The organism is Maritimibacter dapengensis (assembly GCF_019218265.1).
In the GTDB taxonomy this organism is placed as follows: domain Bacteria; phylum Pseudomonadota; class Alphaproteobacteria; order Rhodobacterales; family Rhodobacteraceae; genus Maritimibacter; species Maritimibacter dapengensis.
Genome location: NZ_JAHUZE010000001.1, coordinates 807152 through 825107, shown reverse-complemented (window position 1 = coordinate 825107; position 17956 = coordinate 807152). Strand labels below are relative to the sequence as shown.

The window sequence follows — 17956 nt, the reverse complement described above, 5'->3', positions numbered from 1 at the left end:
CGGGAAGCCCGCCTACAGGGTGCGAAAAGCGCTCGATTTCCATGTTCCGGTCATATTTGGGCCGTTTTCGCTTTCTACAGATCGGAGACAATTAGGGCGCGATAGTCGGGCACGTTTCGCAATACGAGACAATGGACCGGAGCACGAAGGACTGGGCATGGCACTTGAAGAAAGTGGTCGAACCGTTGGGAAGAAGGGCGTGAAGGCACCGTCTGCGGATAAGATTCTGCTTGGCGTGGCGATTTTCATGCTCGGCGGACTGATGTCCATGTTCGGTGCAGCCCCTTTCCCCGCGCTTCACAAGGGCTTCGTCGACACCGTTCAACTGGTTCAGGAGCTACGACAGACGCGCTCAGCCTTGCTCGCACCGTCGCCTTACGAGGGCGAAGGCGTGGTGACCCACGACCCTGCCCGCGCGCAGCGTGGCCTGACGCTCATTCAGGGGATCATGCCCGGTGGTGCGCAGGTGAAGATGATCGACATGGACGGTGCAGAAATCCACCGCTGGGAGATCGATTATTTCGACGTCTACGACGCTCCGACCCATGTCGTGCCCGCCGGCAACCTGCCGAAATCGAAATACCATTTCCACACCCAGGGGTTCTGGCCGCTTCCCGACGGCTCGCTCGTCGCCAATATCGGCGGGGTCGGCACGGTGCGGCTCGACCAATGTTCGAACCCGGTTTGGGCGACCGAGAAGATGGCCCACCATTCCATCACGCGCACCGCGGACGGGACGTTCTGGGTGCCGGGCGACATCTCGATTTACGACACGCCTGACGCGCTTCTGCCCGCTGGGGTGAGCCGCGACGAGATCGCGGGGATGCTCGTCGGCACGCTCAAGAATTACAACAACTCGCTTCTGCTTCTGAACGCGGATGGCGAGGTGGAGCGCGAATTTTCGGTGCTTCAATCGCTCATGGATGCGGGGCTCGAGCGCGAACTCTATGCCTCGCAGCAAGAAATCCTCGCCGATCCCACGCATATCAACGACATCGAAGTCGTGAACGCCGCGCTGGCCGACAAGATCGAGGGGGTCGCGGAGGGCGACCTTCTGGTGTCGATCCGCGAAATGCACATGCTCGCCATTTTCGACCAGTTCGATGGTCATCTGAAATGGCACAGACAGGGGACGTGGGTGCGCCAACATGACCCGGACATCATGCCCGACGGCACGATCGAGATTTTCAACAACCGGGCGCGGTCGGTCGGTGACTGGGTCACGAACAGCCAGATCCTGTCCTACGACCCCGCGACGGATGAAACGGTCGTGCTGCATCCGCAGGGTGAGGAGGACAAGTTTTACTCATCCATCATGGGCACGCATCAGCGGCTTGAAAACGGCAACGTGCTGATCACCGAAACCATGGCGGGCCGCATGTTCGAGGCTACGCCGGACGGTGCCGTGGTCTGGGATTACCGCCTTCCATATGACGACGAGGTGGCCTCGGCTTTCGAGGCGGGTGCCCGCGTTCCGACAGATTATTTCGACATCACCAACTGGACTTGTAAGGAGACCAAATCATGAAACCCACCATTACAGTCGCAGCGCTCGGCCTGGCCCTGATCGCGAACCCCGCTCTGGCCTATGTCGGCCCCGGTGCCGGACTTTCGGCCATCGGCTCGGTGCTCGCTTTCGTCGGGGTCATTTTCCTGATGATCGCCGGGTTCTTTTTCTATCCCGTCAAGCGGATGATCGTGAAAATGCGCGGCGGTGCCGACACCGATACGCCGGACGCCGCGGACGCAAAATGACCTTTGCCATCTACGCTCTTGCCTGTCTCGCCTTCTACGCGGCTTTCGTCGCGACGGGGCTGGTGACGCGTGCGCGCGCGCTGCTGGACGAGTTCCGGGCAGCGATGGCGATCATGGGTGACAAGGGGCTGAGCGACCTTGAAAAGGAAAAGCGCATTCGCAAGGCGTCGATCTCGGCGCTCGGCGGGACCTTGGGCTTGACCGCGCGGCTTGTCGCGGTGGTCGCGGCGGCAGCGGTGCCAGTTCTTTTGGCGCATCTTTTGGCCGGGCTTCGGCTCGAGGAGTTCACGCGCTTTTCGTTGAACCCCGCCGTGCTGGTGGCGACCGTCGCGCTGCTTGGCGGGCTGGACTGGTATCGGCGGAGCAGCATGGGTTGACGGATGGACGCGCTGAACTACGGATTTCTCGACCGCGCGGTGCATCGGCTCGCTTTCAAGGTCGATTTCGGGCAGGAGATGCTGCGCGACATGGAAGAGCGCCTGTATGGTGCCGAGATCGCGAAGCAGCCGGTGGACAGCCCGATTTTCGTCACGTCGCTGGCGCGTGCGGGCACGACGCTCCTGCTCGAAATCCTCGCGAAGCACCCGGACGTGGTGACGCATACCTATCGCGACATGCCTTTCGTCCTCTCGCCGCTGATGTGGCGCAAGCTGTCGGGGCGGTTCCGCGTGGACCTTGCGCGCCGGGAACGCAGCCATTCCGACGGGATGCTCGTCGATGCCGACAGCCCGGAGGCGTTCGAGGAGGTCATGTGGCTGCGCGAATGTCCCGAGCTTTTCGGTGAAGACGGGATCGCGCTTGGCCCCGAGACCGGCGACCGCATCGCCGAGCCGAAATCCGACCTGATCCGGCGGCTGATCGCGTCGCGCGGGCCAGCGGATGCGCCGCGCTACGTCTCCAAGAACAATGCCAACATCGCGCGGCTGAGCGCGATCCGCGACGCGTTCCCGGATGCTCGGTTCGTCGTCCCGCTGCGCGCGCCGCTCGACCACGCGATGTCGCTGCATCGCCAGCACATGCGCTATCTCGACATCCACGCCGAAAGTGGTTTTGCATCGGATTACATGCGTGACATCGGACATTTCGAATTCGGGGATCTGCATCGCCCGATCCTTTTTCCGGGAATGGATGCGGTGATCGAGGCGCATGATCCCAAGTCGCTCGATTACTGGCTTGCCTACTGGATCTGTGCCTACCGGCATATCGCGGAACGTGACGACGTGTGTTTCGTGGACATGGAGCGCTTTACCAGAGCGCCGGATGTGGCGGAGCTTTTGAAGCGGCTCGGGTTGCGCGCCGATGAGGCAACGGAACAGGCCGGGACGGCGCTTGTGCTTCCGATCAAGCGCTACGACCGCCCCGATGGCGTGTCGGACGCCTTGTTCGAAAGCGCCGACGCACTTTTTCAAAGCCTTCGCTGAACGGGCAACAAATGTCAGGGCGCCGGGCGATCTCCGTCATCACCTCGCGCCTTGTGGTCGCGGTCATCTTCCGGCACGCGATAAAAGCTGAACCGCGCGCGGCCCAGCCCCTTGGATTGATAAAGAGCCATGTCAGCATCGACGAGCATCCTGTCGATGTCGCACAGGTCGTATTGCGTGGTCGAGACCATGCCGATGGACCCCGAAACCCGGCATCGTTCTCCGTCGAAAAGGACAGGCTGTTCCAGCCGTCTGATGATGCGCCCGGCGATGGTCGCAAGGCGTTTCCGGTCGGTGAGGTTCGAAAACACGAGCACGAATTCGTCGCCGCCGATCCTTGCGACCGTATCGCCGCTGCGGGTTTCTTCCAAAAGGATCTTCGCGACTTCCTGCAGCACGAAATCCCCGGCCGCGTGACCATAGGTGTCGTTGACCGCTTTGAAAAAGTCGAGGTCGAGATGGGCGAGCGTGAACGGAATGCCACGATCCACCAATCGTGAGAGGGCTTTCTGAAGGGCGCGGCGATTGTGAAGCCCGGTGAGGGTATCCGTCGTTGCCTCCGCGACTGCTGCGGTCACGCGGCCCTGCAATTTCTCGGTCAATGCGCGGCTCTCGGCCATCGCCGCCGAATTCGCCTCGGCCAGATACAGGAGCTCAAGCGTCAGATCGGTCGGCGCAAAATCGGAGCCCGCCAGGCCGTAGCGCTTCACGGCTTCGAAGATCGAAATCCCGAACGAAAGGTTGACGAGAATACCGGCCCGGCCCGGCAGAGCCGCTGCCGCACCGATGAACTGGGTCTGGTTTTCGTCGCGCAACCGCAAGAGCACCTTTCCCGAAGCGCCCCGACGGAGAGACGCCAGTATCGCCTCTTCCTTTGGGCGGCGCAGATCGAAGAAATCGAGCAGGCGTTCGCCCATGTATCGGCGATTGCCGAGCACCTTCGCGAGTGTCGGGCCGACATGCACGATCCGGCCATCGAAATCGGCAACGACGTTCATCGGCATCATGACGTCGAGGCCCGCGCTCGTAACCTGAAAAGGATCGATTCGGTTCATGCGCTTTTGCTCGCGACAGCACCAACCGCCTCGGAGAGGTCGAAGCCTCGATCCTCGGCATAGTCAGTCTCTAGAAGAAGAATGGACAAGGCTTCTCCGTTGTCGCGCGGACCGAGATGTTCGAGCAGGACGAGCACACCGTAATCATCCGCCAAGGCCCGCAGAAGCCCCATTATGACGAAACCAACGCCCCGGAAGGGATGGCGACAGATCAGGTCGTACATGGATTGATCGGCCTCGACGAGTTCGAGGTCGGGAAGTCCGATATCCGGCACCGCGAGCGCGGCCCGGCCTGCAAGGTCATCGAGCGAATGAAGAAAATCTTCGTAATCCACTCCACCGAAGCGAAGGAGGCGACGCAGACGTCCGCTCCCGCTACCGGCCACGACGAAGGTTCCGAAATCCTCGAGCAAGACATCGCGCGGCTTGTACAATTCGCGCGCGCAGGTGGTGACCAACCGCTCGGCGAGGTCGTCGTGATAGTGCAGCATCCCTTCGAAGCCGTCGATCCCGGCATCAAGCGAAATCATCGAACGCTGCCATACACCTGAACCATACGCGGATCGCACGAATCCTTCGAACGAACGACAGATCAACCCATGCATGTCCAAACCTCGGCTATCGGTTATGCATTAGAGGCCAAGTGTTAATATCTCCCGAACTTCAGCCATCTACGGGCTCAAGTTGATGCAAATGTATAGGACATTGATCAAGTCTGGCGGCGTTTCAGGGTTAACGCTGGTCAGACGGCCGTGATCCAGTCTGGCAGGTACCCGATATGATCGAGTACGGCATCTGCCAGGGGTGCGAGGTGCGCCCGGCTCGCCGGACCGGAGAGCACGCCAATGGTTTGCATCCCCGCGGCACGCCCGGCTTCAAGGTCGTGGCGGCTGTCGCCGACCATGACCACGCGCGATGGGTCCAGCCCAAGCGACGTGGCGAAACCGATGCACATGTCGGGTGCCGGTTTGGGTGCATACCTGCCATCCGACCCGGTCACGAAATCGAACGCGTCACGGATGCCCGCCTTGTCGAGGTGGGCAAACGCGGGCGCCAGAGCGTCGTTCGTCGCCACACCAAGTTTCAATCCCGATCGCCGCAACCCGCTCAGGAGCGGGACAAGCGGCACGGGCGAGACGACGTCGACCTTCGCGGCAACATCATTGATCGCAGTAATCAAGGCGTCGCTCTCCTGTCCCAGGACCGAAGCAAGGGCGATTGCCGCGTCGTCAGGCGTACCTGCGATGACAGCGGAATGCGTCGCGAATTTTCGGGCGGACCTGTCGAAACCGATTGCGGCGGCCAGGCGGTCTTCGAGGTCTTCGTCCTCTGGGGCCAGGTCCCTTAGAAGGCGTTCGGCCCACGCGCTCCAGGTCGCGTCGAAATCGAAAAGGGTGCCGTCCTTGTCGAACAGGATCCCGTCCACGCGACGGTGTCGCCCGCTCACGTCCAATGCACCGTTTCGCCACCGGGAAGCACTGCCCGCGCCCGCATCGGCGCATCATAGGGCAGACCCGTGGCGTCGCAAAAAGCCGTGACCCACGCGTCGTCCATGCAGATGAAATCGAGCAGCGCCCCAAGCAGTCCGGGGTCATCCGCGGCCGCCTTCAGCGCCTCGACATCGGCGCCCGACGCTCCCAAAAACACAGGCAGCAAGTCGTCATTTGAGGCGATCCAACCGAGGGCTTTCAGCCCGACAGCTTCGGCATTTTCACGCTGCATTACGGCTCCATCCGGGATTCGGGAAAGATTTTGTTAACACTTCTTTGGCAATCATTATCAGAGCGCAACGGATATGCTGAAAACTTGATCAACCCCATGAGCGGCCCCATCCTGATAGCAGACGACCTCGTCACGGAGCGCATTGCGCTCAAGGCTCGGCTCGCGGGTTCGCACAATCGTATCGTTCAGGTCAAGACGCGCGATGAGCTGCTATCGGAAGTCGCACTGGAGCGCCCCGATGCCATCGTCATGGATATCGGCTTCGACAATGATCACGGTGTGGATTTGTGCCGCCGTCTCAAGTCGTCCCGCGACTCTCGCGATATCCCGGTGATCCTTTATGGCGTGCGGAACGACGAAAACGCCCGGATCGCCGCGTTCGAAGCCGGCGCTGACGATTGCCTCGAAAACCTTCCCGGCGAGCGGCTGTTGCAGGCCTTGTTGCGCAATCTGATGCGCAAACGGTCATCGCATGACGAATTGACCCGGCGACGCGCATTGGTGGATGTCGGCGAATTGTCGGAAGCCCAGGTCGGATTCAATGCCCGCATGGAACTGGCGCTGATCGCGCCGGACATGGCCACGGCCATGTCATGGCGTCATGCCCTCGCACCGAATTTCGCGGGGGCGATCCGCGTTCATACCCGCAAGACCATCCTGAACGTTAGCGACGACGCGTCGCTGGCACCCGATGCCGTCATCATCGCGGAAGATCCGAAAGCATCGAAACAGACATTGCAGCTCGTGAGCGAACTGCGGTCACGGCCGGCGACGCGGGGGTCGGTCATCCTGTTTCAAGCGGCTGGCGCTGCGCATGACATGACCGATATGGCTCTCGACCTCGGGGCGGACGCCGTTGCGCCCGCCATCGCCAGTGCGAAAGAGCTCGCGATCCGTCTTGAGACCCTGGTCGCGCACAAACGAGAGATGGACCGCCTGCGGGCTTTTGTCGAAGATCAGCTCGATGTCGCGTTGCGTGACCCGTTGACCGGTCTTTTCAACCGACGATACCTTGACTGTTACCTCAAGAAGTTGAGCCGCGACGCCGCAATCTCCGGTTCTGCGTTCTCGATCATGATTCTCGATCTGGACCGGTTCAAGGCGATCAATGATGGCCACGGGCATGTGGTGGGCGACCATGTGCTACAGGCTGTTGCGTCACGCGTGATCGACAGCATACGGGACGTCGATCTCGCCGCTCGGATTGGCGGAGAGGAATTTCTCGTCGTCCTGCAAGGGGCTGATGGGGATCGTGCGGAAACCATCGCGCAGCGGCTGCGCCGTGTCATCGCAGACCACCCGATCAGCACGCCGCTCGGTGCGACCCCGGTCTCGGTGACGACCTCTGTCGGCATTGCCACGTCGTCCGATGGCAGGGACCCTGTGCAGGACGTTATCGAAGCCGCCGACAGGGCGCTGTATTTATCGAAGAGCGGAGGGCGCAACCAGGTCACGCACGCGCCGCTCGCCGGGGGATCACGCGCCTAGCGGTCCGCGTCACCGCGGTTCTTGTCCAGCACCCTGCGAAAGCCTTTGTCGATCCGGTCGGCAAATTCCGCCCGCTCGCTGGCACTCATGGCGTCGATCTTGTCGAGCATGATCCTGCGTCCGGTTTCAGTTCTTTCGTTCCAGCCTGCACGCTGCTCTTCGAATAGCGCGGCCATCCGGTTTCCGTCATACGTCTCGGAACGCAACACTTCGAGGATCTCGGCGAGTTGCGAGGCCAGTTCTTCGCGGCTTGCGCGCAGTGGGCCCGATTGAGCCTCGAGTTCGGCCATCGCCTCGCGGCGTGCAGTTTCCGGCAGAGCTCGCGCGAACGGGCCAAGAGCCGGGTCGACCCGCATCCGTGCTTCACCCGGCGGACCGCGCCGGTCCGGCCCGTGGTCGCGTGACCCGGCACCCACGATCACGCCGAGGACCAGCAGGTTGAGCGTCAGGGAAACAGCGAGCAGCACTTTCACCCAAAGCGCGGTGCGCGCGCGCGTCGACTTGTCCGTATCGCTCATTGATTGGCCTCCTCGATTGCGGCCATCAAGCCGTAGCCCGGCAACAATTCGTCCAGTTCGTATTGGGATGAAACGGCGGTTCCGCCGATCAGACCGCCGGTGACGTTGGAAACCTGGTCAGGCGCTGCCGCACCGATCCAGACGCCGGCCGCAGCCGCAGTCGCCATGCTCGCCATGACGGGCCAGCCGCCGAGCGCACTGCCCACCGCGGCGAAGAAGCCGATACGCCGACGCGAACGACCCGTTGCGCGAGGCTCCCGCGCGTCGATCTCGGCATTTGCATCCGCGAGGACACGCGCCATGAGAGCGGCACCGGGTTCTGCCATTTCCGACCGGCCCGCAGCGAAGAATTGCTCCAGTTCGATGTCGTTCAATCCCGTTTCGTGCTTGTCAGTCTTCGACATAACCCAACTCCTCACGCTGGCCAGCGAGCAGCTTCGCCAGCAGTCTTTTGCCCCGGGCGGTCAGGCTTTCGACCGCCTCGACGCTGATCTCCATCGCTTCGGCGATCTCGGGGTTGGTGGCCCCTTCGAGATGCCGCATGACCACGGCCTGACGTTGCCGGTCCGGCAATTCGGCCAGGGCCGCTTCGAGCGCCCTTGCGCGATCCGCCTCGATCATTCCCGCCACCGCGCCGGGCCTGTCGTCTTCCGGCTCCGGCACGGCATCAAGATCGACCCCGCGTCGCTTGCGCAATCGGTCAGTGCAAAGGTTCGACGTGACCCGGTAGAGCCAGGTCGTCACCTTCGCCTCGCCCTGACGCCAGTCCGGCGCGATCTTCCACAGGCGCAGCATGGCCTCCTGTGTCACATCCTCGGCCTCGGCGCGGTCACCGCCGAGCATCCGGGCGGCAAAGCCCATGACACGCGGCGTCAGCCGAGCGGTCAGCAGCATGGCGGCCTCCCGGTCGCCATTGCCGAAAGCCACGAGCAACGCCTCGTCCGAGACCTCGCTGGATGCGTCGAGAGCCATGTCCATTGCGTCCGTTAGCTAATCCTTGCGCGCGTCCTGCGCAATCTTGGTGGAGCGGGCCCTGGGGTCCGCCCCGGTGTTTTCGTCTACCAGCGACCGCCGCGCTCGCCGTGGCCCCGTTCGCCGCGCCAATCTCCGTGGCCGCCACGTTCACCCCGATCGCGGGAGTGACCGCGACGCTCCATGCGCTGTTCGCGTTCGGCCTTCATCTCGTCGAATTCGGCCTCGGACCACGCGTTGTCATCGTCGGTGTCGAACCGGTCGATCAGACGTCCAGCGTCCATGCGCGGGGCCAGTTCGTCGGCTTCGAGCGTGCCGTTGTTGTCGAGATCGGCACGCAGCATCACGCGCTCGGCCATCCGTTCCGCACGGGCCGCAAGTTGGGTCTCGGAGGGAGCATTTGCGTTGTCGTCCTCCTCGGCCAAGCGCTCATTCATGCGCGCGACCATCGACGCCGCCAGTTCCTCGGGCGTCACCGCACCGTTCCCATCGGCGTCCATGTCGGAAAAGCGGGTCTCGGCGCGGGCGGTGAAATCCTCTTCGGTGATCGAGCCGTCGCCGTTGGTGTCGAGGTCGGCGAAGGTCATCGCCGCGCCCGGTCCGCGGCCGAATCCGCCGAAGTCACCCATGCGTGGCCCGCCATCGCGCGCCAGTGCCGCGCTCGGGATCGCGAGGGTCACGGCCGCGCCGGTCAGCAGCCCGAAGCCAGCGATTTTCAATGCACGTTTCATGTTTCTTCAACTCCTAGTATGGTCAAGGTGTCCTGCCTTGGCGCCGGGGATCATCTTCTCCCGACTTGCCCATTACACGGCCCGCGGTCCGGTTTCCGTCGCAGGACGTGCAAAAAACCGCCCGCCCCCTGCCCGCGACATATCGCGCCATGGGGAACACGCGCGCGATGCCCTAGTTAGGCCAAAGCGAACGGATCCTGATTTGAGCGAGAACGACATGGACGCCTCGACCACGGCAGACATGGCCCGCGCGGCCGACACTGGCGATGAACGCCCCGTGAAACCCGCCCTCTGGCGCGGGTGGCGGCGGCGATGCCCGCAATGCGGCACCGGGCCTTTGATGGAGAGCTACCTCAAGGTGCGGGACCATTGCCCGGTCTGTAACGAGGAACTGCACCACCAGCGCGCGGATGACGGTCCGGCTTATCTGACGATCCTTGTCGTCGGTCACCTCATGGTGCCGTTCTTCCACTTCGGCTTCACGATTTTCCGTCCCGACCCGATGGTGCTGTTCTCGGTGCTGTCGATCATCGCGGTTGCCATCGGGCTTTACCTTCTGCCAAGGTTCAAGGGGCTTCTGGTGGGCGTGCAATGGGCCAAGCGTATGCACGGGTTCGCCCCGCCGGAGCAGAGGCAAGAACAGGTTTGACGGGGGCCAGCCCCGCGAGGGAGGCCTTTTGAGCGACGTCGACAAATCCAAGGTGATCCGGAATGCCGCGACCGTGGTGCTGATCCGCGACGCGGACACCGACACGCCGCGCGTATTGATGGGACAGCGCGGATCGAAGGCGGCTTTCATGCCGAACAAGTTCGTGTTTCCGGGCGGTGCGGTCGACAAGGCCGACCAGCATGTTCCCCTGGCAGAGGAAGGGGCCGAACCCTGCCTTACGCGGCTGGGTGACGATGCGCCTGACGGGATCGGCCCCGCTCTTCTTGCCGCAGCGATCCGCGAGCTCTGGGAGGAAACCGGACAGATTCTCGGAGAGCCCGGTTCCTGGTACGGCGAAATTCCCGACCCCTGGCGTGGATTCGCGGCCGAAGGCTATGTGCCCTCGCCCAACGGCCTTGCCTTCGTGTTTCGCGCGATCACCCCGCCGGGCCGTCCGCGCAGGTTCGATGCGCGGTTCTTCGTCGCCGATGCCTCGAAGCTGAAGACCGATCCCGACGATTTCACCGCCGCCGAAGACGAGCTCAGCCACCTACAGTGGATTGCCCTGTCGGAAGTTCGCGATTTCGACCTGCCCTTCATCACACAAGTCGTTTTGGCTGAAATTGCCGGACGTCTGCCGGATGTCGCCGCGCCCGACAGCGTGCCGTATTTCAAGAACGATCAGGAGGAAAGCCTGTTTCTCAGGCTGGGTGGCGTCGTGGAGATGCCCAGATAGCGGGCATTTTGGCACAGCCGGCAGGCAAGCCAAACCTTTGTCACGGCTCACGCATTTTTTCTTTTGATCAAATTGCAGGACGTCTTAACCTTTTTCCATGACCCTCGGACAAGAAGGGTCGGGAACAAAGGAGGTATGCTTATGCAGGACGCCCTTGTTGCAGCCGCGGACGAACTGGTCGGCGATGGAATGCGTGAAACGGGAATTTCCCTGACCGACACGCTTCGGCACTACATGGCAATCACCATGGCACGTTACATGCGTGAACAGATCATGGTCGACGGGCTGACGTTACGGATCGTGGAGGCGATGGACCGACGGGCCGATGCGGTAGAGATGCGCGGGTTGGCGGATGCCTGTCTTATCGGATGCGCGATTTTCACCGAACGTCTGCGTGCTGCGGGCGGTTCGCTTCGCCATTACTCGGGAATGGGGCAAACGGCCTATGACGCGGCCTATCTGGTCGAGCAGGCCATGTCCTTCGCCCATATGCGCGACGTTCTGGCCGCGGCGACAACGCGCCCTCCAGAGGGCGTACGCGAGTTGATCGACGCGGCGCGGGCGGGATCGACCACGGCGCGGGAAACGCTCGCAGACGACAATATCGTCGCCTTCCCGGCGCAGAGGTTCTTTCACTAGTCCGAGATGAACCGCTTCAGCGAAAACGCCTCCTGCCCTTCCATGAGCGGCTGAGCGGTCTGCATATGCGCTGTCATGATCGACCGCGCCGCGCCGCTGTCACCCTCACGCAGGGCGTCGAGCAGTCTGATCTGGTAATCCCGGCCCCGCGCCCAGAGGTCGAGGTTGATCGGTGTGTAGAGCCGCCGCGACACGGTGATATCGGACAGGATCGTGAGCATGAAGCCGATCACGAACGACAGGAGCGGGTTGCCGGTCTGATCCGCGAGCACCTTGTGGAACCGCAAGGAGGCGACATGCTGGTCGCGTTCTTCTTCGTCGGTCGTCGCGGCTTCCGAGTAGGACGCGAGTATGGTCTCGAGTTCTTCGATCACCCGACCGCTAATTTTACCCGCAAGACTCGCCACAAGTTCCGGCTCCAGCACGCGGCGAAGCTGATAGATGTCGGAAATCGTGAGGTCCTTGAAATAGAAGTAGTTCGCCAGCAACGCTTCCGCACGTTCGGGAGACACTTCATGAACGAACGTGCCGCCGCCCGGCCCGGTCCGTGACTTGGTCAGACCCTGAGCGTCGAGCAGGCGAAGGGCCTCACGGATCGTGCCCTTGGCCATCCCGAACCGTTCGATCAGCTCGGCCTCCGATGGGATCCTGTCGCCGGGCTGCAACCCTTCCGACACTATGAAATCCTTGATCGCCTCGGCAACCTGAACCGGGCGGGATTGCTTCGGGCCGTCAATCCTGGAGCGGATAGAAACAGGCTGCATATTGGTCTCCTCCGACGGGTTCGAGCACGGGCTCTTCTTTCTTGCACCGTTCCTGCGCCCGTGGGCAGCGTGTGGCGAAGGCACAGCCGGGCGGTGGGTTCAGTGGGTCTGGCAATTCGCTGTCTTTTTGCTCCGGCGCGGTCAGTGGGCGTCCGACCACCGGGGCACTGTCGGCCAGAAGCTTGGTATAGGGGTGGCGCGGATTTGCGAAAACTTCCTCCGCCTTCCCGATCTCGACCACGGAGCCGAAATAGAGCACGACGATACGGTCCGACACCGCTTCGACCACGGCGAGGTCGTGGGAAATGAAGAGGTATGTCAGGTTGAACTCGGATTTGAGGTCGCGCAGCAGGTTCAGAACCTGCGCCTGCACCGAGACGTCGAGCGCCGAAACCGGCTCGTCCAGAATGATGATCCGGGGGGCCGCGGCAAGCGCGCGGGCAACGCCGATCCGCTGTGCCTGCCCGCCGGAAAACTCGTGCGGGTATCGCTCGAGAAATTCGGGCCGGAGGTTCACGCTGTCGAAAATTTCGTCGATGCGCTTGTCGCGCTCCGCCTTGCCCATGCAGTAGAGCCGTTTGAGCGGGGCTTCCATGATCTGCTTGATCGTCTTGCGCGGGTTGAGCGAAGACACCGGGTCCTGAAACATATACTGGATCAGCCGCCCGAAGGCTGCCGGGTCGGCATTGTCGAGGGCCTTGCCTTCGATCTCGATCGTGCCCTCGGTCGGCTCCAGAAGGCCCACGAGCATCCGGGCCAGGGTGGACTTGCCGCAACCCGATTCCCCGACGATGCCGAGGGTTTCGCCGGTCGGAACCTCGAACGACATGGGCCGCACTGCGCGGACCCCGGCCTTGTTCCGGCCGAACAGCCCGCCCGATATTTCGAAGGTCTTCGCGAGGTTTTCGACTTTGAGCGCGGATGTCATGCGATCTCCTCCTCGGGGTGGATACAGCGCACGGCGCGCGTCTCTGAGCCTTCGAGCGGTATGGCGCCCTCTTTGCAGGCTTCGGTTGCCTTTTCACAGCGCGGTGCAAAGGCGCAGCCCGGTGGCAGGTCGGACACGATCGGCGGCAGGCCGGGAATGGCCGCCAGCTCGCGCTTGCCGCCGCCCAGTTCGGGCACGCAGGCCATCAGGCGCTTGGTATAGGGGTGAGCGGGGTGATCGAGAATGTCGGTGGTCGTCCCCTCTTCTACGATCTTCCCGCCATAGAGCACCGCCACCCGGTCACACAATTGCGCCACGACACCGAAATCATGGGTGATGAAGATAATGGCGAGCCCCCGCTCACGGCGCAGGTCATCGAGCAGGGCAAGGATCTGCGCCTGCACGGTCACGTCGAGAGCCGTCGTCGGCTCGTCGGCGATGATCACGTCCGGGTCGTTCGCGAGCGCCATCGCGATCCCGACCCTTTGCCGCATCCCGCCCGACATTTCATGCGGGTAGTTGCGGATACGGCTTTCCGCATTGGGGATGCGGACAGATTTCAGAAGCTCCACGGCTTTCGCCCGCGCATCCTTGTCCGACACCTTGTGGTGGACCTGGATCGCTTCCATGAGCTGGTCGCCCACGCGGTAGAGCGGGTGCAGCGTCGAGAGCGGGTCCTGGAAGATATAGGCCACCTTGTCGCCGCGCTTCTGGCGGAGGCTTTCGAAATTGGCCGACAGGAGGTCTTCGCCTTCGTAGCGCACCGCGCCCCCCGTCACCACGCCGGGAGGTGACGCGACTAGACCCATGACGGAGAGCGCAGTGACCGATTTTCCCGAGCCGGATTCCCCGATCACACCGAGGCATTCGCCGGGATTGACGAAGAGCGAGACGTCATTGACGGCGCGGTAGATGCGTTTGCCGACATGGAACTGCGTCTCGAGGTTCTGTATGTTCAGAAGCCCGTTGCCGTCATCCGCGGGAACTGGCGATTTGCGGTCCACGATGGTCTGGGCGCGCGGACGCGACAGGGCGCCGGAGCGCAGGCGCGGGTCGAGCGCATCGCGCACGCCGTCGCCCAGGAGGTTGATCGACATGACGATGAGAAAGATCATCACGCCCGGAACGATGGATGTATGCGGGTCGGTGATGAGCGCCGAGCGCGCCTCGCCCAGCATCGAGCCGAGGTCGGCCTGTGGCGGCTGGCTGCCGAGACCGAGGAAGGACAGCCCCGCCGTCTCCAGGATCATCCAGCCCACGGTGGTGGACATGGCGATGACGATGGTCGAGAGCACGTTGGGCAGAAGCTCGGTCAGGATGATGCGGGTGTGGCCCATGCCGGCGAGCCGGGCCGCGTCGATGAATTCGCGCCCGGCGAGGCCCACGGTGATGCCGCGGATGTTCCGCGCGAAGAACGGGATGTTCACGGCGGCCACGGCGATGAGCGCGTTGAGCAGACCGGGGCCGAGGGCCGCGACGATGGCGAGCGCCAAGAGGATGTAGGGAAAGGCCATCAGCATGTCGATGCCGCGCATGATGATGTTGTCCGTGCGCCCCCCGAAATACCCCGCGATGATCCCCACTGCCGAACCGATGGTGGCGGCGATCAGGGCGGCGAAGATACCGACGCCAAGCGACAGCCGCGTGCCGTATAGCAGTCGTGACAGCAGGTCGCGCCCGAGGTGGTCGGTGCCGAGGAGATGCCCCTCGGAAAAAGGCGGCACGAAGCGATTTCCCGTATTGGTCACGTCCGGGTCCTGTAGGGGCAGCACCGGTATCGCCAGCACGAGGAGCAGGATCAGGCCCAAGACCACCGCGCCCATCGCGGCCAGCCGATTGCGAAACAGGAGCTTGAGAAAGGTCATGTCTTGATCCTCGGGTCGAGCAACGACTGGGCCACGTCCACGCAGATGTTGAAGAACACGTAGCAGGCGGCGACGAAGACCACCCCGCCCTGCACGAGAAGCAGGTCGCGCTTGAGGATCGCATCGACCAGCATGCGGCCCACTCCGGGCCACTGGAACACGATCTCGATGAAGACCGAACCGGAGAGGACGAAGCCTGCCTGGATGCCGAGCACCGGAATGATCGAGACCATCGCCGCGCGTAGCGCGTGACCATAAAGCACCTTACGCTCGCCTACCCCTTTGGCGCGCGCTGTTCGGATGAAATCCTGCCTGAGCACTTCGAGCATGGCCGACCGACTCAGCCGCGCGATCACGCCAGTGGCGACCACGGCAAGCGCGAAGGCGGGCATGACGAGGTGCTTGGCGAGGTCGGGAAGATCTCCGCCCCCGTAGATCGCGTACATCCCCGACACCGGCAGCCAGCGCAGGTTCACCGCGAAGAGCAGGATCATCATCATGCCGAGAAAGAAGCTCGGGACCGAGATGCCGATCAGGACGACGAAGGTGATCGCCTTGTCTGCGAAGCCGTATTGCTTGGCCGCCGAGATGACGCCGGCGAGAATGCCCAGCACCGAGCAGATCACGAAGGCGGTGCCCGCAAGGATCAGGGTCGCGTTGAACCGTTCGAGGATTTCGTCGAGCACCGGGCGATTGAGGCTGAAACTCCGCCCGAAATCGCCGGTGAGCATGTTGCCGAGCCAGATGAAGTAACGGACCACCAGCGGCTTGTCCAAGCCGAGGTCTCGGTTCAGCTTTTCCACGTTTTCGGGCGTCGCGTAGCTGCCAAGGATGGCGGTCGCGGGATCGCCGGGGATCATCGCCATGATCAGGAACACGATCACCGTGATCCCGAGCAACACGGGGATCGCCGAGACCAGACGTTTCAGGATGTATGAACCCATGTGGATACCGTTCAGGCAGCTATGCGCCTGTCCTTCTCTGGTTCAGAAAACGCTCAGAGGGTGCGGGGGATTTCGCCCCCGCATCGGTCGCCCCGGACACTGTCCGGGGCATGACCTCAGTTCTTCACCACATCTTCGAGCAGCAGCAGGAACGACGGTTCGAGGTTGAAGTTCTCGACCCGATCCGTGGTCACCGCGTTCTGTTTCCAGTTCGCGACGAAGACCCACGGGGCGTCTTCCTGCACGATCGCCTGCATCTCTTTGTAAAGCGCGGCGCGTTCATCCTGATCGGTGGCGACACGTGCCTTGGACAGAAGTTCATCCACTTCGGGGTTCGAGTAATAGCCCGAATTGAACCCGCCCTGATCGGGGAAGGCTTCGGTGCGAAGCGCCAGGAACGGAAGCGTGTCGGGGTCGTTGGTCATCCACGCCATTTCCGCCATATCCGCCTTTCCCTCAAGTCCGGGGTTCACTTCGCCAAGGAAAGTGTTCCACTCGTAGGTCTCGATCTTCACGTCGAAACCCACGGCATTCAGGTCAGCTTGAATCGCGGTGCCCATAGGGATCGGATCGAGCATCCCCGAGCCACCTTCGGTGACGTAGAACGTAAGCTCCGCCCCCTCTGCACCGGCTTCAGCCAGAAGCTCTTTCGCCTTGTCCGGGTCATAAGGATAGGGATCGAGTTCATCGTTATAGGCCCATGCGAATGCGGGCGGGGTCGGACCGGCGGCGACCTCGGCCGTGCCTTCGAGCACCTCGTTCACCAGTGCTTCCTTGTTGATCGCGTAGTTCGCGGCCTGGCGCACCAGCTTGTCCGCGAACGGACCTTCCTTGGCGTTCAGGATCAGGAACCAGACGTGAGGACCGGCCTGTTCGACGACCTGGTAGCCGTCGCCCTGAAACTCCGAGAGTGCGGTCGGCGGCACTTCGACCATGACGTCGATCCCGCCGGAGAGCATTTCGGCCACACGGGTGTTCGCATCTGTGATCGGGCGGAACACGACGGCTTCGGTCCCGGCCATGTCACCGTGGTAGTCGGGGTTCTTCTCGACCACGACCGCTTCGTTCGAACGCCATTCGGCGAACTTGAACGGGCCGGTCCCGACCGGGTTTCGCCCGAAATCCGCGCCGTTCGCCTCGACCGCCGCAGGAGATACAAGGAGCCCGGTCGGATAGGCGAGGTTGGACAGGAAGGGTGCGTAGGGCTCGTTCAGGGTGAATTTGACAGTGAGGTCATCCACGACATCCGTCGATTGCACGGCAGAGAAGAAGAACGCCAGCGGGAACGGGCCGGTGTTGTGGAACGGATGATCCTCGTTCAGCATCCGGTCGAAGTTGAACTTCACCGCTTCGGCATTGAAAGGCGTCCCATCGTGGAACGTGACGCCTTCTTTCAGCATGAACGTGTATTCGGTGCCGTCGTCGGACACTTCCCAGCTTTCGGCGAGCAGCGGTTCGACTTCGAGGGTGCCGGGAGCATAACGCACCAGACCTTCGTACATGTTCACCACGATGCGGAAGTCGTTCTGTGCCGTGACCGCAGCAGGGTCGAGCGATTTCGGTTCTGCGATCTGCCCGACGATCAGAACGCCGGGCGGGGTCTGCGCCGCCAATGGAGCGGGCGAAAAGCCCAGCCCGGCGACGAGCGCGGTCGAGGCGGCGGCCGCGAAGAGGCTGCGGCGGGTCAAGGAAATCAAGGACATTGGTGCAACTCCCGTGTTGTCTGTCGGTCTCTGTTTCTTGGTTTTGTTGGGTTTCAAATTATCATG

The 17956-nt window shown here is 62.6% G+C and carries 21 protein-coding genes; 8 read left to right on the top strand and 13 right to left on the bottom strand.

Annotated elements, in window-relative coordinates; translation table 11 throughout:
• Nucleotides 1-157 precede the first annotated feature (157 nt).
• From KJP28_RS04120 to KJP28_RS04105, 4 genes are read left to right on the top strand one after another with little or no spacing between them, the layout of a single operon-like run.
• Nucleotides 158-1528, top strand: coding sequence for an arylsulfotransferase family protein (locus tag KJP28_RS04120; protein ID WP_218390952.1), 1371 nt, complete (start codon nucleotides 158-160; stop codon nucleotides 1526-1528).
• Nucleotides 1525-1755, top strand: a complete 231-nt coding sequence (locus tag KJP28_RS04115) for a hypothetical protein (protein WP_218390951.1) — start codon at nucleotides 1525-1527, stop codon at nucleotides 1753-1755. Before KJP28_RS04120 ends, KJP28_RS04115 begins: the two co-directional genes overlap by 4 nt.
• Nucleotides 1752-2132 (top strand): hypothetical protein, encoded by a 381-nt coding sequence (locus KJP28_RS04110; RefSeq protein ID WP_218390950.1) that lies wholly within the window; start codon nucleotides 1752-1754, stop codon nucleotides 2130-2132. Before KJP28_RS04115 ends, KJP28_RS04110 begins: the two co-directional genes overlap by 4 nt.
• Before the next feature lie 3 nt (nucleotides 2133-2135).
• The gene (locus KJP28_RS04105; protein WP_218390949.1) at nucleotides 2136-3176 is read left to right on the top strand and encodes a sulfotransferase; all 1041 of its coding nucleotides are present in this window, start codon (nucleotides 2136-2138) and stop codon (nucleotides 3174-3176) included.
• 14 nt (nucleotides 3177-3190) lie between these two features.
• Here the strand turns inward: KJP28_RS04105 and KJP28_RS04100 are convergent, their stop codons facing one another.
• The 4 genes from KJP28_RS04100 to KJP28_RS04085 form a co-directional block, all read right to left on the bottom strand.
• A complete protein-coding gene (locus KJP28_RS04100) occupies nucleotides 3191-4231 on the bottom strand; it encodes a diguanylate cyclase domain-containing protein (RefSeq protein WP_218390948.1) in 1041 nt (346 codons plus the stop codon).
• Nucleotides 4228-4836, bottom strand: coding sequence for a heme NO-binding domain-containing protein (locus tag KJP28_RS04095; RefSeq protein ID WP_218390947.1), 609 nt, complete (start codon nucleotides 4834-4836; stop codon nucleotides 4228-4230). The genes KJP28_RS04100 and KJP28_RS04095 overlap by 4 nt, the downstream gene beginning before the upstream one ends.
• A 137-nt stretch (nucleotides 4837-4973) precedes the next feature.
• A complete protein-coding gene (locus KJP28_RS04090; RefSeq protein ID WP_218390946.1) occupies nucleotides 4974-5678 on the bottom strand; it encodes an HAD family hydrolase in 705 nt (234 codons plus the stop codon).
• Complete coding sequence (locus tag KJP28_RS04085; protein WP_218390945.1) at nucleotides 5675-5953, bottom strand: DUF3572 domain-containing protein; 279 nt, start codon at nucleotides 5951-5953, stop codon at nucleotides 5675-5677. Before KJP28_RS04085 ends, KJP28_RS04090 begins: the two co-directional genes overlap by 4 nt.
• 96 nt (nucleotides 5954-6049) lie before the next feature.
• Here KJP28_RS04085 and KJP28_RS04080 point away from each other — a divergent pair, with 96 nt between their 5' ends.
• Complete coding sequence (locus KJP28_RS04080) at nucleotides 6050-7441, top strand: diguanylate cyclase (RefSeq protein ID WP_218390944.1); 1392 nt, start codon at nucleotides 6050-6052, stop codon at nucleotides 7439-7441.
• Here the strand turns inward: KJP28_RS04080 and KJP28_RS04075 are convergent.
• From KJP28_RS04075 to KJP28_RS04060, 4 genes are all read right to left on the bottom strand, one after another.
• The gene (locus tag KJP28_RS04075) at nucleotides 7438-7959 is read right to left on the bottom strand and encodes a periplasmic heavy metal sensor (RefSeq protein WP_218390943.1); all 522 of its coding nucleotides are present in this window, start codon (nucleotides 7957-7959) and stop codon (nucleotides 7438-7440) included. The genes KJP28_RS04080 and KJP28_RS04075 overlap by 4 nt on opposite strands.
• Entirely contained in the window at nucleotides 7956-8363 is a 408-nt protein-coding gene (locus tag KJP28_RS04070; RefSeq protein ID WP_218390942.1) for a dihydroorotate dehydrogenase, read from the bottom strand. The genes KJP28_RS04075 and KJP28_RS04070 overlap by 4 nt, the downstream gene beginning before the upstream one ends.
• A complete protein-coding gene (locus KJP28_RS04065; protein WP_218390941.1) occupies nucleotides 8350-8937 on the bottom strand; it encodes an RNA polymerase sigma factor in 588 nt (195 codons plus the stop codon). The genes KJP28_RS04070 and KJP28_RS04065 overlap by 14 nt, the downstream gene beginning before the upstream one ends.
• 80 nt (nucleotides 8938-9017) lie before the next feature.
• Nucleotides 9018-9662, bottom strand: a complete 645-nt coding sequence (locus KJP28_RS04060) for an EF-hand domain-containing protein (protein ID WP_218390940.1) — start codon at nucleotides 9660-9662, stop codon at nucleotides 9018-9020.
• A gap of 217 nt (nucleotides 9663-9879) precedes the next feature.
• On the opposite strand from KJP28_RS04060, the gene KJP28_RS04055 reads away from it, so the two are divergent.
• From KJP28_RS04055 to KJP28_RS04045, 3 genes are all read left to right on the top strand, one after another.
• Complete coding sequence (locus KJP28_RS04055; RefSeq protein WP_218391689.1) at nucleotides 9880-10311, top strand: DUF983 domain-containing protein; 432 nt, start codon at nucleotides 9880-9882, stop codon at nucleotides 10309-10311.
• 28 nt (nucleotides 10312-10339) lie between these two features.
• The gene (locus KJP28_RS04050; protein ID WP_218390939.1) at nucleotides 10340-11047 is read left to right on the top strand and encodes an NUDIX hydrolase; all 708 of its coding nucleotides are present in this window, start codon (nucleotides 10340-10342) and stop codon (nucleotides 11045-11047) included.
• Between the two features lie 141 nt (nucleotides 11048-11188).
• Entirely contained in the window at nucleotides 11189-11686 is a 498-nt protein-coding gene (locus KJP28_RS04045) for a hypothetical protein (RefSeq protein WP_218390938.1), read from the top strand.
• Here the strand turns inward: KJP28_RS04045 and KJP28_RS04040 are convergent.
• The 5 genes from KJP28_RS04040 to KJP28_RS04020 all read right to left on the bottom strand — a co-directional run bounded on the left by KJP28_RS04040 (nucleotide 11683) and on the right by KJP28_RS04020 (nucleotide 17890).
• Nucleotides 11683-12450 (bottom strand): FadR/GntR family transcriptional regulator, encoded by a 768-nt coding sequence (locus tag KJP28_RS04040; protein ID WP_218390937.1) that lies wholly within the window; start codon nucleotides 12448-12450, stop codon nucleotides 11683-11685. The two genes, KJP28_RS04045 and KJP28_RS04040, sit on opposite strands and share 4 nt — an antisense overlap.
• A complete protein-coding gene (locus KJP28_RS04035; protein WP_218390936.1) occupies nucleotides 12419-13378 on the bottom strand; it encodes an ABC transporter ATP-binding protein in 960 nt (319 codons plus the stop codon). The genes KJP28_RS04040 and KJP28_RS04035 overlap by 32 nt, the downstream gene beginning before the upstream one ends.
• Nucleotides 13375-15243 carry a dipeptide/oligopeptide/nickel ABC transporter permease/ATP-binding protein gene (locus tag KJP28_RS04030; protein ID WP_218390935.1) on the bottom strand — a complete coding sequence of 623 codons (1869 nt, stop codon included), beginning with the start codon at nucleotides 15241-15243 and terminating at the stop codon, nucleotides 13375-13377. Before KJP28_RS04030 ends, KJP28_RS04035 begins: the two co-directional genes overlap by 4 nt.
• Nucleotides 15240-16187 (bottom strand): ABC transporter permease, encoded by a 948-nt coding sequence (locus KJP28_RS04025; protein WP_218390934.1) that lies wholly within the window; start codon nucleotides 16185-16187, stop codon nucleotides 15240-15242. Before KJP28_RS04025 ends, KJP28_RS04030 begins: the two co-directional genes overlap by 4 nt.
• Before the next feature lie 116 nt (nucleotides 16188-16303).
• Nucleotides 16304-17890 (bottom strand): ABC transporter substrate-binding protein, encoded by a 1587-nt coding sequence (locus tag KJP28_RS04020; RefSeq protein WP_218390933.1) that lies wholly within the window; start codon nucleotides 17888-17890, stop codon nucleotides 16304-16306.
• Nucleotides 17891-17956: the final 66 nt, after the last annotated feature.